The following is a 12,776-nucleotide window of genomic DNA, read 5'->3' on the forward strand; positions in this document are numbered from 1 at the left end:
ACCAAGTCAATCCTAGGATTTGCTCCGCAGACCCAAGGGGTACCTTGGATCGGTGACTCTTGACGACCTCCGCGTCTTCGTCGCCGTCTGCCGCGCGGGCAGCCTCAGCGCGGTCGCCCGCGACCTCGGCTGTACGCAGTCGGCGGTGAGCCAGCATGTGAAGCGCCTGGAACGGGAGACCGGCGCCGCCCTCCTGGAACGCCATACCCGCGGTGTGGTGCCCACCCAGGCGGGCCGAGTGCTCCAGGCGGCCGCCGCGCACGGCATAGCCGGCCTCGACCTGGCCGTGCGGAGCATCCAGGAATCCGTGCGCGGCGACGTCGGCTCGGTTCGGGTGACCACGGGCGCCACGACGTTGCGGCACTTCATGTCCGAGGCCGTGGTCGCCTTCCACAAACGCCACCCCCGGGCGAGCCTGGAGTTCCAGACGGAGAGCTCCGGCCGCAGGTGCTTCGATGCGCTCGCCGCCGACGACCTCGACCTGGCCTGGGTCACCATCGGCGAGCGCGTGCGCGGCATCGAGCAGCGCCCGGTCGTCGACCTGCCGTGGGTCCTGGCCGTCCGCGCCGACGACCCGCTCGCGGCGCGTCCCACGATCGAGGTGGCCGACCTCGCGGACCTCCGGCACATCCGCCTTCCGGCGAGGTCGACGTCCCGGGCGCACCTGGACGCGGCCTTCGCCGACCTGGGCGTACCCCACCGGTCCGACACGAGCGTCGCCGACTGGGACACCGCGATCCTCCTGGCCGAGCTGGGCCTCGGCCACGCCGTCGTGCCCGCGCTTCCCGGCCGCTCCACCAACGGCGGGGACGCGCTCCGGTTCGTCCCCATCCCCGCGCTGCCGCCCCTGTCGGTGGGGTGGGCCGTCCGGAGCTGGGACGCCCTCACCCCACTCGCCCGCGCCTTCGCCGACACCGTCCGCCGGACGTGCGAGCGCACCGGGGCGCGGGCGTGACCCCTACCGGGCGCCCCGCCGCTCGTAGCCGACCAGCCTGACGCACACGGCGAGTCCCTCGATCGCCTGCTCCAGCTCCCCGAGCCCCGGGTAGCTGGGCGCGATCCGGATGACCGCGTCACGCGGGTCGTCGCCGTACGGGTGCGTGGCGCCGGCGGGCGTCAGCACGATGCCCGCCTCGGCGGCACGGCGTACGACCTCCTTGGCGCAGCCGTCCGGCACCTGGAGCGTCACGAAGTAGCCGCCCTTGGGCGAGGTCCAGGTCGCGAGCCCGGTCCCGCCGAGCTCGGCCTCCAGGATCCGCGCCACCGCCTCGAACTTGGGCCGCAGCAGGGCGCGCTGGCGCTCCATGTGGGCCGCCACCCCGTCCGCGTCCCGCAGGAACAGGACGTGCCGGAGCTGGTTGACCTTGTCGGGGCCGATCGACCGCTTGGCGTTGTTGGCGAGCAGCCACCGTACGTTGGCGGGGGACGAGCCGAAGAAGGCGACGCCCGCGCCCGCCGCGGTGATCTTCGACGTGGAGCCGAACACGAATGCCCGGTCCGGGTTCCCGGCCTCCGCGCACGCGGCGAGCAGATCGGCGATCTCGACGGGCTCGTCGGTGAGGTGGTGGACGGCGTAGGCGTTGTCCCAGAAGATCCGGAAATCGGGCGCGGCGGTGCTCATCGCGGCGAGCCGCGCCACGGTCGCGTCGCTGTAGCAGACGCCGTCCGGGTTGCTGTACTTCGGTACGCACCAGATGCCCTTGACCGCCGGGTCGTCGGCCACCAGCCGCTCCACGGCGTCCATGTCGGGACCCTCGGCGGTCATCGGCACCGGGATCATCTCGATACCGAACCGCTCGCAGAGCGCGAAGTGCCGGTCGTAGCCGGGTACCGGGCACAGGAACGCGATCCGCTCCTGGTCCGCCCAGCGTCCCTCGGCTCCGGGCAGCACGCTCAGCAGGGCGTGCACCAGGCAGTCGTGCATCAGCTCCAGGCTGGAGTTCCCCGCGGCGAGCAACTGCGCGGCCGGCACCTGGAGCACCCCGGCGAAGATCTCCCGCAGCTCGGGCAGCCCCTGGAGCCCGCCGTAGTTGCGCACGTCCGTGCCGTCCGCCGAGGTGTACCGCCCGCCGGGCAGGCTCAGCAGCTCCTCGGAGAGGTCGAGCTGCTCCGGCGCGGGCTTGCCACGGGTGAGGTCGAGCGAGAGCCCGCGTCCCACGAGGTCCTGATAGTCCTGACGGGCGCGTTCGAGGAGCCCGCTCAGGGCGTCGGGGCTCAGCTCGGTGGTCATGGTGTGTCCTCTCACAGGTACCACTCAGGTACCCAGCGGATCGGGGGCGTCGCGCGTGCCGAGGATACAAACCCGCCACGGCCGGTCGCGAAGCGCCGCTTAACGGATATAGCGCTGCGGCTACTTCTGAGTACCCACACGGTCATGTAGCGTCCGGAACCGCTTGATCCGTTTCACCGCTCCGGCCCCGCAACGAGGACTCATGATCGCCACACTCGACATCCCGGTCACCGCGCTCCGTGGGCAGCCCCATCGAATAGCGGACGAGAGAGCGCTGGTCCCTTGAGATTCCGGATCAATCGCTCGGGCCGTGCCTCCGCGCACCCCTCTGGGGCGGAACCAGCGCCCGCGCCGGCCGTGCACACCTCCGCACCGGAGTCCGCCGAGGCGCCTCTGTCGCCGCACGAGATCGGCCTCATACGTGCCTCCGCCGCGGTGGTCGCGCCGCTCGCCGCGGACATGACGGTCTACTTCTACGCGATCCTCTTCGCCCGCCACCCCGAGGTCCGCCAGCTCTTCCCGCCGGGGATGGACGCCCAGCGCGGCCGCCTGCTGCGCGCCCTGCTGCACATCGTGGACCTGGTCGACGACCCCGAAAAGCTGGTGCGCTTCTGCGGCCACCTCGGCCGCGACCACCGCAAGTTCGGCACCCTCGCCGCGCACTTCCCGGCCGTGGGCGAGTGCCTCCTCGCCTCCCTGGCCCGCTACGCCGGCCCCGCCTGGACCGCGGACATCGCCGCCGCCTGGACGAAGGCGTACGGCCTGGTCGCCGACGTCATGATCAGCGCCGCCGAGGAGGACGAGGCGGTACGGCCCGCCGTGTGGCCCGCCACGGTGGTGCACCGCGTCGCGCGCGGGCACGGCATCGCCGAGATCACCGTACGCCCCCACACACCTTACGAGTACGCCGCCGGACAGTACGTCAGCGTCGAAACCCCCTGGTGGCCCCGGCAGTGGCGGTACTACTCCCCCGCCAACGCGCCCCGCGAGGACGGCACCCTCACCTTCCACGTGCGCGCCGTGCCCGGCGGCTCGGTCAGCCACGCGCTGGTGCACCGGGCCGCGGTGGGCGACGTGGTCATGCTGGGGCCCCCGATGGGGGACATGGTGCTGGACGCCGCCGTCTTCGGAGACCTGCTGTGCGTGGCCGGCGGCACCGGCCTCGCTCCCATCCGGGCGCTCGTCGAGGAGGTGGCCCGCCGCGGCGGACGCCACCAGGTGGACCTGTTCCTCGGGGCCCGCACCGGCGCCGAGTTGTACGGGGTCGACGACATGCTCCGCATGGCCCAGCGGCACCACTGGCTCACCATCAGGGGAGCGGTCTCCCACGAGTACACCCCCGGAATCCGGGGATCGCTGCCGGAGGTCCTGGCCGAGTACGGCCCGTGGTACCAGCACGATGTCTATCTCAGCGGTCCGGCCCCCATGGTCGTCTCCGCCCGACAGACTCTCACCGACAACGGCACCTCCCCCGAACGCATCCACCACGACCCGTTCGACACTCCCGTCCTGTCCATGCCCTGAGCCCCGCGCTTGGCCGTCCCACCAGGAGAACGTCCCGTGACCTTGCCTCCGCCGCCTTTCGGATCAATGGGTGAGCACCGGCTCCAGCAGCACCTGGGCACCAGCGAGCGCGCCGCCCGGTTCTACGACCAGCAGGTGCGCAGCCGTCTCACACCCGAGATGCGGGACTTCATCGGCCGCCAGGCCATGGTCTTCCTGGCCACCGCCGACTCCCGCGGCGAGTGCGACGCCAGCTTCCGCGCCGGGCCGCCCGGATTCGTCCAGGTGCTGGACGACAGCACGCTCGCCTACCCCGAATTCCGCGGGAACGGCGTACTCGCCAGCGCCGGCAACATGACGGAGAACCCCCACCTCGGGATGCTGTTCGTGGACTTCACCCACCACCACGTGGGACTCCACGTCAACGGCGTGGCCCGCCTCTACGGCGACACCGAGCTGCGCTCGCTCCACCCCGCCCTGCCCACCGACATCGCACCCGGACGCAGTCCCGAGATGTGGGTCCACCTGAGCGTGGAAGAGGCCTACATCCACTGCTCCAAGTACATACCCCACCTGGAACCGGCCCCCCGCCCCGCCGGCCACGACGCCACCCGCCCCAAGGACGCGCAGTACTTCACCGGCTCCGAGCCGACCCGGGCCAAGCCCATGGGCAACGGAAGCACCCTGCAACGGACCAGGTGACCCTGCCGGCCCCCGAAGGCCGGCGGCCGGACGGGCGCCCCCGACAATGACCAAGGGGCCGTTTCAGATTCCTCTGAAACGGCCCCTTGACCTGTGACTCTCACGAGTCGGGACGACAGGATTTGAACCTGCGACCCCTTGACCCCCAGTCAAGTGCGCTACCAAGCTGCGCCACGTCCCGGTGCCCGTCTGACCTGGGGTTTCCCCCGGCCCGGCGTGCACGAGAACAATACCGCACTCCTGCCGCTGATCACGAACCGCTTTGCGCGCACCCGGCGCGCTTGACCTCAAGTGCGGTTCAAGTTGCACGGTGAGTGGCATGACGAACACGGCCCAGACATCCGTATCGCGCGACGCACGCGAGGACACCCGACAAGACATCCGCGAGCTGAACCGGCTCATGGCCCTGATGACCGGCGACGAGAAGCACGGGCCCGCCGCCACCTCCACGCTCGACGCGCTGTGGGTGCTGTACGACCGGGTGCTGCGCGTGTCGCCCGGGAGCGCCGACGCGCCGGGGCGGGACAGGTTCCTGTTGTCGAAGGGGCACGGCCCGATGGCGTACTACGCCGTGCTCGCCGCCAAGGGGTTCTTCGCCGAGGAGCTCCTGCCGGGATTCGGGGCGTACGACTCGCCGCTCGGCCACCACCCGGACCGGCTGCTGGTGCCCGGGGCGGAGATCGGCAGCGGGTCGCTGGGGCACGGGCTGCCGCTGGCGGTGGGCACCGTGCTCGGGCTGCGGGCGCAGGGGCTCACCGACCCCCGGGTGTGGGTGCTGATCGGGGACGCCGAGCTGGACGAGGGCAGCAACCACGAGGCCATCGCGTACGCGGGGCCGGCCGGCCTGGAGCAGTTGCACACGCTGGTGATCGACAACGCGTCGGCGACGTTCGGCCGGCCCGGCGGGATCACCGCCCGGTTCGAGGCGGCCGGCTGGTCGGCCGAGACCGTCGACGGGCGGGACCACGAGGCGATGTACGCCGCCTTCACCCGCCCGCACCCGGGGCGGCCGCGTGCGGTGGTGGCCCGGGTCGAGCCCAAGAACGCGTAAAGGCAGAGGGGGAGAACACACATGGACACGATGCGTGACCGTTTCATCTCGACGACCAGCCGGCTGCTGGAGGAGGACCCGCGCCTGGCGCTGGTGCTCGCCGAGATCAGCCGCGACGGCTTCCGGCAGGCGGAGGAGAGGCATCCGGACCGCGTGATCAACGTCGGGATCAGGGAGCAGTTGCTGATCGGGGTGGGCGGCGGGCTCGCGCTCACGGGGATGCGGCCGGTGGTGCACACCTTCGCGAGCTTCCTGGTCGAGCGGCCGTTCGAGCAGGTCAAGCTGGACTTCGGCCACCAGGGCGTGGGCGGGGTACTGGTGAGCGCGGGCGCGTCGTACGACTGGCCCGCCGGCGGCTTCACCCACATGTCGCCGGGCGACGTGGCCCTGATGGACACGCTCGACGGCTGGACGGTCCACGTGCCCGGGCACCCGGACGAGGCGGAGGCGCTGCTGCGGCACGCCGTCGCGGGGGACGACCGCGTGTACGTACGGCTGTCGCTCCAGTCGAACGGGCAGGCGCGGCCCGTCACCGGTGACGGCTTCCTCACGGTCCGCGAGGGGCGCGGCGGCGTGGTGGTGGCGGTCGGGCCGATGCTCGACAACGTGCTGGCCGCGACGGAGGGCCTCGATGTGACGGTGCTGTACGCCACGACCGTGCGCCCCTTCGACGACCGGGCGCTGAGGCGCGCGGTGGCCGGCGGCACGGCGGACGTCGTGATCGTGGAGCCCTACCTCGCCGGTACGTCCACCGCCGCCGCCAACGACGCCCTGGCGGACCTTCCGCACCGGGTGCTGGGGCTGGGCGTCGCCAAGCGGGAACTGCGCCGCTACGGCCACATGGAGGAGCACCTGGCCGCCCACGGCCTCGACCCGCGGGGCCTGCGGGAGCGGATCACCGCGTTCCTGGGCGGCCGGAGCCGCTAGAGCCGTCCTGTCCGGTGTCCAGGTCCGGGTGGGCGGCCAGGAGGCGGCGCGGGGCGGCCTGGCGCCAGGAGTCGACGAGGATGGCGTACAGCTCGTCCTCGTCGTCCAGCGCCGCCAGCCGGACCCGCAGCCAGGCGTAGGTGTCGTCGTGGCCCTCCCGTATGAAGAACTTCCCGGGCTCGGCCGCGATGAGCTCGTCCCGGTCCTCCTTGGGGCACTTGACGCCCATCGTCCGGTCGTCGTCGTCCAACGAGGCGAAGATCTTCCCGCCGGCCCCGCCCGCGCGGAACGTGGGCATGCCCCAGGAGAGCTTCTCCACGGCTCCCGGCAGGGAGAGCGCGATTCTGCGTACGTCGTCGGCTGTGGCCATGTGACGACCGTACGACGCGCCACTGACAACGCCACGGGACCGCCCGGTCCGTGGGCCGCCCCCGGGGGCGGCCCACGAGGGGCGTCACCAGCCCGTCACGCCCGCCGGCTGCTTCACCGTGACGTTGATCCGGTTGAAGAAGTTCGTCGTGGCGACCCACAGGATGATCGAGGCGAGCTGCTTCTCGTCGAAGTGGTCGGCCGCCTCGTCCCAGACCACGTCCGGCACCGGGTCCGAGCGGTCCGCGAGCCGGGTGGCCGCCTCGGCGAGGGCGAGCGCGGCGCGCTCGGCGTCGCTGAAGTACGGCGCCTCGCGCCAGGCGGCCACCGAGTGCAGCTTCTCGTCGCTCACGCCCGACTTCTTCGCCTGACGGGCACCGAAGTCCACGCAGAAGCCGCAGCCGTTGATCTGGCTCGCGCGCAGGTGCACCAGCTCGAGGATGGTCTCCGGCACACCGCCCGTCTTCGCCGCCTTGATCAGGTCCTGGATGGCGGGCATCGCCTCGGGGAGGACGGTGGCGGGGTTGGTCATCCGAGCCTGCATGGGTGTTCTCCTTCGCTCCGTATCTCGTCGGTCACCCATACGACGGAACGGGGGTGCGCGGATGTGACACGCGAAAGGCGCCGGTTCGCCGATGTGACGTGCTTCACTTTCCGGCCTGCCCCCGTTCGAAGTACGCCACCAGATCGCCGTCCAGGTCCGGCACCCTCCGCGGCGTACCGCCGTCCCGGAGTGACGCGGTGGCCTCGCACCCCACGGCGACGGCCATCCTGGCGGCGACCGGCGAGGTGTCCGTCGGCCCGCCGTCCCGTACGAAGCGGACGAACTCGTCGATCAGCAGCGGGTCCGCCCCGCCGTGCCCCCCGCCGCTCCCGCCCTCCGCCGACTCCGGGATCCCGTACGTCTCGTCGGCGTCCGGCCGGTAACCGGACCGCCGGGCGTTCCAGACCTTCACGCACGCGCCCGGCCCGTCACCGAAGTTCTCCAGCCGGCCCTCGTCGCCGATGACGGTGTAGTTGCGCCAGTAGTCGGGCGTGAAGTGGCACTGCTGGTAGGCGGCGAGCACGCCGTTGTCGAGCCGCATGTTCAGCAGGGACACGTCCTCGACGTCGATGACGGGGTTGAGGGCGCGCTGGGTGTGCGGCGGCCAGTGGCCGTCCTTGGTGTACCAGTCGTCGGCCTTCGGCTCGCCGACGGCGCGGCGGTGCGGGTTGTCGCCGTACACCATCAGGTCGCCCAGCGCCTGTACGTCGCGCGTCCACCCGCCGGCGAGCCAGTGCAGGACGTCGATGTCGTGGGCGGCCTTCTGGAGCAACAGGCCGGTGGTGCGGCGGCGTTCGGCGTGCCAGTCCTTGAAGTACCAGTCGCCGCCGTAGCCGACGAAGTGCCTGATCCACACGGTCCTGACGCGGCCGACCGCGCCGCGTGCGACCAGCTCCCGCATGGTGCGTACGACCGGCATGTGGCGCATGTTGTGGCCGACGTAGAGCCGGGTCCCGGTCTCGTACGCGGTACGCAGGACGCGGTCGCAGCGCTCGACGGTGATGTCGAGCGGCTTCTCCACGAACACGGGCTTCCCGGCGCGCAGGAGGCGGCAGGCGAGGTCGGCGTGGGTGTCGTCGGGGGTCAGCACGAGCACGGCGTCGACGTCCGGCGCGTCGATCACCTCCTGGGCGCCGGTGTGGAGGCGTACGCCGGGGAGGGCGGCGGCCGCCGCCGCCCGGGCCCTCGGGTCGGGGTCGGCGACGGCGGTGACACGGCGGCCGGCGCCGGGCCGGTGCGCGGTGCGGGCAAGGCTGCCGCGCAGCCCGTAACCGAGGACGCCGAGACGGAGGTCGGTCGTCGTCGTCATGTGCGGGACCTCGTTCCTGGTGGGGACGGTCCCCTCTCCCTCCCCAGGGCGGCGCCCGGTGACGCGCCGTGGTGAGCCCCTGCTGCGGGGGCGGCCGGTCGGTGGCGGGAGAGGCGGTCACCCCCGGGGCGGCGTGTGCCTGGCCCGGGGGGCGCCTGGCCCGGCTGTGAGCTGCGCCAGGGGCGCCGAGCGGGACAGGGGCCCGGTGCCGGACGGGCGCCCGGCCGGGCGGGGCCCGTGCCGGACGGGCGCCGGGCGGGGCGGGGCCCGTGCCGGACGGGGCGCCGGGCGGGAGGGGCACGCGCGGGCGTGCGGCCCGGCTCCGCACGCCGTGCGGCGCCCGTGCGGGTGGCGCGCTCCAGAGTGTGCGCCGTGAAGACCACGGTGCGCGGGTCACTCCGGCCGGTGCTCCCACGCGCCGCACCGCCGGGGCGCAACCGCTGGGCTCCGGCGCGCGAGGGGCCTACAGGACAGCGCAGTTCCCGCTCACGTACGGAACTGTTTCGGTCGACATTCACGCTGAATCGATCCGGAAGACGTGTACCCGTGGGGCAACTGCGCATCCATGAGGTGGAGGCCCGGCCCCCGGTGCCATATGCCCACGAAACCTTTGCCCTTGGCATGTGGCAGAAAGAAGCGCTGGGGGAATGCCCTTCGGATAGGACCGGACAGGCCACTACCACGTGACACACACTTCTAATCAAACGTCAATGGCCCCTGATTCAGCCAGAGTTGGCGACCGCATTGAACCGTTCCGGAATGATCAACACCATGAGGTGGTCGGCCTGTTCGGGACGGGACCACTGCCGATGCACCATCTGCTCGAACAACCGCGCGAGCAGGCGTTTCGCAGAGGAGGGCTCGCATGGACGGGTACTTCGCCAGTCGACTGCATCACCAGCTACGGGGGCACGTTCGGCACTTCGCGGAGAGCGAGGTCCGGCCGCTGATACCGGCCATGGAGGCGGCCCGGTCGGTCCACCACGAGCTGTCCCGGCGCATCGCCCGCCAGGGCTGGCTGGGCGCGACCATCAGCAGGGACCACGGCGGGATGGGCGTGGGCCATCTCGGAAAGACGATCATCATCGAGGAGCTGTCCCGGGTCAGCGGCGCCATGGGCGCCATGGTGCAGGCCTCACAGCTCGGCGCCGCCAAGATCGTCCACTTCGGGACCGACGAGCAGAAGAAGACCTGGCTGCCGGCCATCGCGGCGGGCGAGTGCCTGCCGACCATCGCGGTCACCGAACCCGAGTCGGGCGGTCATGTGCTGGGCATGAGCGCCACCGCGGTGCGCGACGGGGACGACTACCTCCTGAACGGCCGAAAGGTGTACGTCGGCAACAGCCACGTCGGTGACCTGCACGGGGTCGTCGTACGCACGGGCCCCGGCTCCAAGGGGCTGACGGCCTTCCTCGTGGAGGCCGACCGGCCTGGTTTCCGGGTGGGTGACCAGAAACCCACCATGGGCCTGCACGGTTTCAGCTTCGGGGAGCTGTTCTTCGACAACTGCCGTGTCCCGGCGGCCAACCGGCTCGGCGACGAGGGCGACGGGCTGGCGGTCGCGTACTCCTCCAGCGTGCTCTACGGCCGGGCCAACCTCACCGCCGTGTCCCTGGGCCTGCACCGGGCCATCCTGGAGGAGACCACCAGGTTCTGCGAGGAGCGCCACCGGTACGGCAGGCCCTTGCACGAACTGCCGTCGGTGAAGCTCAAGCTGGGCCAGATCCAGTCGCGGCTGATGACCGCCCGGCTCGCCGCGTACCACGCGGTGCACCTGCTCGACGCGGGACTGCCCTGCGACGCGGAGCTGATGAACGCCAAGCTGGTCAACGTGGAGTCGGCGCTGGACTCGGCACGCAACGCCATGGAGATCCACGCGGCGGCCGGGCTCTTCACCGACCGGCCCATCGAGCGCTACCTGCGCGACGCGCACCACATCTTCGCCCCGGCCGGCACGTCCGACATCCAACTGCTGCGGCTCGCCGAGGTCGCCCTGGGCACGGCGAAGGGTCAGTGGTCCGAGCGGCTCGCCGACGTCGTGCGGATGGAACCCGCCCTGTAGCCCGGCACGGCCCGCGTGACGTCCCCGGTGGCTCGCGGAGCCCCGGGGACGTCACCGGGTCCGTGACGCGGGGCGCCTCACAGCCGGCGGCCGTCCTCGCGCCGGTGGATCTGCTCCACCAGCTCGGCGGCGAGCGACTTGATGGTCTCCAGCCCCGGCCGCCCCCACGGCCGCGGCTCGGTGTCGACCACGCAGATCGTGCCGAGCGCCGTCCCCGTACGGTCGATGAGGGGCGCGCCCAGGTAGGAGCGGATGCCGATCTCGTCGACCACCGGGTTCCCGGCGAACCGCGGATAGTCGCAGACGTCCTCCAGGACCAGCGCCTTGCGCCGTACGACCACGTGCGGGCAGTAGCCGTGGTCGCGGGCCATGTACCGGCTGACGCCGCCGCCGGCGGCCGCCGTGGCACTGAGCTGCTCCGTCCGGTGGGTGCCGTTCGGCGTGTGCAGGCCCGCGAAGAACTGCTGGTTCTCGTCGATGAAGTTGACCATCGAGTAGGGCGCGCCGGTCACCTTCGCGAGCTTCTCCGCGAACGCGTCGAAGTCGGGGTCCGGCCGGTCGCCGATGCCGAGCTGGCGCAGCCGCTGGACGCGCAGCGGGGCCTCCCGGTCGACGGGGGTGAGCAGCAGATGGCCGGTCGGGTCATACGTCATGTCGGTGCTCCGTAGCTCGGCGCCGGTGCCGGGGCCGGGTTGGTGTCCAGCAGGTGCTGGACGAGGGTGACCAGGGTCTGGATCCCGGAGCTGGCGATCCGGGCGTCGCACATGACGACCGGCACCTCCGGCTTGAGGTCGATCGCCGCCCGTACCTCCTCGGGTTCGTAGCGGTAGGAGCCGTCGAACTCGTTGACCGCGACCAGGAACCGGATGCCGCGCCGCTCGAAGAAGTCCACGGCCGAGAAGGACGCCTGGAGGCGCCGGGTGTCGGCGAGGACGACCGCCCCGAGGGCGCCCTCGGACAGCTCGTCCCACATGAACCAGAAGCGCTCCTGGCCGGGCGTGCCGAAGAGGTAGAGCACGTGCCGGTCATCGATGCCGATCCGGCCGAAGTCCATGGCGACCGTGGTGGTCGTCTTGCGCTCCACGCCCTCCAGGCTGTCGGTAGCGGCGCTCACGGTGGTGAGCAGTTCCTCGGTACTCAGCGGTTCGATCTCACTGACCGCCCCCACGAACGTCGTCTTGCCGACCCCGAAGCCGCCCGCGACGAGGATCTTCAGGGCGGTGGGGAAGACGTCGTGGTGGTCGTCGCGGTCCTCTGGTCGCTCCTCAGAGCCGTCGTCGTAGGCCATCGAGCACTGCCTCCAGCAAGGAACGGTCGGTGGGGGTGTCGTGGAAGCGGGGCGCCCGCGCGGTCAGCGCCCCACAGTCCACGAGGTCCGAGAGCAGCACTTTGGTGACCACGGCGGGCAGCCGTAAGTGCGCCGCGATCTCGGCCACCGAGGTCGGCCCGTGGCACAGCCGGAGGGCCGTGGTGTGCTCGGGGCCGAGGTGCGCCTGGGGCGCGGTTCCGGTGGCCATCACCAGGGAGAGCAGGTCCAGCGCCGCCGTCGGCCGGGTGCGGCCGCCGCTCACCGTGTACGGGCGGATGAGCCGGCCGGCCGCGTCGTCGACCCAGGGGCCGTCCTGTCGCCGCGGCACGGTCAGCGTCCCGTGCCGCCCGGCGCCGCCGCCGCTTGTCTGGCCGGCGTGACCAGGTAGGGCCGCACGCTCTTCACGAGCATCGTCATCTCGTACCCGAGGACCGCCGCGTCCGTCTCCCGGCCGGCGAGTACCGCCAGGCAGGTGCCGGTTCCGGCGGTCGAGACGAACAGCAGGGTGGAGTCGAGTTCGACGACCACCTGGCGGACCTCGCCGTCGTCGCCGAAGCGCGTGCCGGCGCTGCGGCCGAGGGAGTACAGGCCCGAGGCCAGGGCCGCCATGTGGTCGGCGCTGTCGGCGTCGAGGCCGTGCACCGATTTCACCAGGCCGTCCGAGGAGAGCAGAACCGCGCTGCGGGTGTACGGCACCCGCTGGACCAGGCCGCTGAGCAGCCAGTCGAGATCCGAGGAATGGCCGGTCGGCACATCGCTCGCCATGGTGC

The 12,776-nt window shown here is 71.9% G+C and carries 14 protein-coding genes and 1 tRNA gene; 6 read left to right on the plus strand and 9 right to left on the minus strand.

The annotated features are described in order from the left end of the window. Positions 1-52: 52 nt before the first annotated feature. On the plus strand, positions 53-955 hold the full coding sequence (locus ACZ46W_RS01765) for a LysR family transcriptional regulator (RefSeq protein WP_468329696.1): 903 nt from the start codon (positions 53-55) through the stop codon (positions 953-955). 3 nt (positions 956-958) lie between these two features. On the opposite strand, the gene ACZ46W_RS01770 is transcribed toward ACZ46W_RS01765, so the two are convergent. Further along, the gene (locus ACZ46W_RS01770) at positions 959-2,230 is read right to left on the minus strand and encodes an aspartate aminotransferase type Ic (protein WP_468329698.1); all 1,272 of its coding nucleotides are present in this window, start codon (positions 2,228-2,230) and stop codon (positions 959-961) included. A gap of 357 nt (positions 2,231-2,587) precedes the next feature. Here ACZ46W_RS01770 and ACZ46W_RS01775 point away from each other — a divergent pair, with 357 nt between their 5' ends. Continuing rightward, positions 2,588-3,754, plus strand: a complete 1,167-nt coding sequence (locus tag ACZ46W_RS01775; RefSeq protein ID WP_468329700.1) for a globin domain-containing protein — start codon at positions 2,588-2,590, stop codon at positions 3,752-3,754. 66 nt (positions 3,755-3,820) lie between these two features. Continuing rightward, entirely contained in the window at positions 3,821-4,435 is a 615-nt protein-coding gene (locus tag ACZ46W_RS01780) for a pyridoxamine 5'-phosphate oxidase family protein (protein ID WP_468332353.1), read from the plus strand. Positions 4,436-4,542: 107 nt separating this feature from the next. Here the strand turns inward: ACZ46W_RS01780 and ACZ46W_RS01785 are convergent. Further along, positions 4,543-4,616 (minus strand) — tRNA-Pro (locus ACZ46W_RS01785). 138 nt (positions 4,617-4,754) lie between these two features. Here ACZ46W_RS01785 and ACZ46W_RS01790 point away from each other — a divergent pair. Together ACZ46W_RS01790 and ACZ46W_RS01795 are read left to right on the plus strand one after the other, a co-directional pair. Then, a complete protein-coding gene (locus ACZ46W_RS01790) occupies positions 4,755-5,486 on the plus strand; it encodes a transketolase (RefSeq protein WP_468329703.1) in 732 nt (243 codons plus the stop codon). Between the two features lie 21 nt (positions 5,487-5,507). Beyond that, on the plus strand, positions 5,508-6,413 hold the full coding sequence (locus ACZ46W_RS01795) for a transketolase family protein (protein ID WP_468329706.1): 906 nt from the start codon (positions 5,508-5,510) through the stop codon (positions 6,411-6,413). On the opposite strand, the gene ACZ46W_RS01800 is transcribed toward ACZ46W_RS01795, so the two are convergent. The 3 genes from ACZ46W_RS01800 to ACZ46W_RS01810 all read right to left on the minus strand — a co-directional run bounded on the left by ACZ46W_RS01800 (position 6,382) and on the right by ACZ46W_RS01810 (position 8,635). After that, entirely contained in the window at positions 6,382-6,783 is a 402-nt protein-coding gene (locus tag ACZ46W_RS01800; protein ID WP_468329709.1) for an MmcQ/YjbR family DNA-binding protein, read from the minus strand. The genes ACZ46W_RS01795 and ACZ46W_RS01800 overlap by 32 nt on opposite strands. A gap of 84 nt (positions 6,784-6,867) precedes the next feature. Next, positions 6,868-7,326, minus strand: coding sequence for a carboxymuconolactone decarboxylase family protein (locus ACZ46W_RS01805; protein WP_468329711.1), 459 nt, complete (start codon positions 7,324-7,326; stop codon positions 6,868-6,870). A 103-nt stretch (positions 7,327-7,429) separates the two neighbouring features. Beyond that, positions 7,430-8,635 (minus strand): Gfo/Idh/MocA family protein, encoded by a 1,206-nt coding sequence (locus ACZ46W_RS01810; RefSeq protein WP_468329714.1) that lies wholly within the window; start codon positions 8,633-8,635, stop codon positions 7,430-7,432. 865 nt (positions 8,636-9,500) lie between these two features. Here ACZ46W_RS01810 and ACZ46W_RS01815 point away from each other — a divergent pair. After that, entirely contained in the window at positions 9,501-10,697 is a 1,197-nt protein-coding gene (locus ACZ46W_RS01815; RefSeq protein WP_468329717.1) for an acyl-CoA dehydrogenase family protein, read from the plus strand. A gap of 77 nt (positions 10,698-10,774) precedes the next feature. Here the strand turns inward: ACZ46W_RS01815 and ACZ46W_RS01820 are convergent, their stop codons facing one another. Genes ACZ46W_RS01820 through ACZ46W_RS01835 form a run of 4 tightly spaced genes read right to left on the minus strand, consistent with a single transcriptional unit; the run spans position 10,775 to position 12,771 of the window. Beyond that, positions 10,775-11,350, minus strand: a complete 576-nt coding sequence (locus ACZ46W_RS01820) for a GAF domain-containing protein (RefSeq protein WP_468329720.1) — start codon at positions 11,348-11,350, stop codon at positions 10,775-10,777. Next, entirely contained in the window at positions 11,347-11,985 is a 639-nt protein-coding gene (locus tag ACZ46W_RS01825) for a GTP-binding protein (RefSeq protein ID WP_468329723.1), read from the minus strand. The genes ACZ46W_RS01820 and ACZ46W_RS01825 overlap by 4 nt, the downstream gene beginning before the upstream one ends. After that, positions 11,963-12,334: a DUF742 domain-containing protein gene (locus ACZ46W_RS01830; protein ID WP_366126147.1), complete on the minus strand. Its 372-nt coding sequence runs from the start codon at positions 12,332-12,334 to the stop codon at positions 11,963-11,965. Before ACZ46W_RS01830 ends, ACZ46W_RS01825 begins: the two co-directional genes overlap by 23 nt. A gap of 2 nt (positions 12,335-12,336) precedes the next feature. Beyond that, complete coding sequence (locus ACZ46W_RS01835; protein WP_366126148.1) at positions 12,337-12,771, minus strand: roadblock/LC7 domain-containing protein; 435 nt, start codon at positions 12,769-12,771, stop codon at positions 12,337-12,339. Positions 12,772-12,776: the final 5 nt, after the last annotated feature.

It is taken from the genome of Streptomyces sp. NPDC031064 (assembly GCF_055570965.1).

Excerpts from the sequence above, each read along its gene's own strand:
- ACZ46W_RS01780 (WP_468332353.1), top strand. The coding sequence starts at position 3,821 with ATGGGTGAGCACCGGCTCCAGCAGCACCTGGGCACCAGCGAGCGCGCC.
- ACZ46W_RS01790 (WP_468329703.1), top strand. The coding sequence starts at position 4,755 with ATGACGAACACGGCCCAGACATCCGTATCGCGCGACGCACGCGAGGAC.
- ACZ46W_RS01770 (WP_468329698.1), bottom strand. The coding sequence starts at position 2,230 with ATGACCACCGAGCTGAGCCCCGACGCCCTGAGCGGGCTCCTCGAACGC.
- ACZ46W_RS01825 (WP_468329723.1), bottom strand. The coding sequence starts at position 11,985 with ATGGCCTACGACGACGGCTCTGAGGAGCGACCAGAGGACCGCGACGAC.
- ACZ46W_RS01835 (WP_366126148.1), bottom strand. The coding sequence starts at position 12,771 with ATGGCGAGCGATGTGCCGACCGGCCATTCCTCGGATCTCGACTGGCTG.
- ACZ46W_RS01795 (WP_468329706.1), top strand. The coding sequence starts at position 5,508 with ATGGACACGATGCGTGACCGTTTCATCTCGACGACCAGCCGGCTGCTG.
- ACZ46W_RS01810 (WP_468329714.1), bottom strand. The coding sequence starts at position 8,635 with ATGACGACGACGACCGACCTCCGTCTCGGCGTCCTCGGTTACGGGCTG.
- ACZ46W_RS01815 (WP_468329717.1), top strand. The coding sequence starts at position 9,501 with ATGGACGGGTACTTCGCCAGTCGACTGCATCACCAGCTACGGGGGCAC.
- ACZ46W_RS01805 (WP_468329711.1), bottom strand. The coding sequence starts at position 7,326 with ATGCAGGCTCGGATGACCAACCCCGCCACCGTCCTCCCCGAGGCGATG.
- ACZ46W_RS01800 (WP_468329709.1), bottom strand. The coding sequence starts at position 6,783 with ATGGCCACAGCCGACGACGTACGCAGAATCGCGCTCTCCCTGCCGGGA.
- ACZ46W_RS01820 (WP_468329720.1), bottom strand. The coding sequence starts at position 11,350 with ATGACGTATGACCCGACCGGCCATCTGCTGCTCACCCCCGTCGACCGG.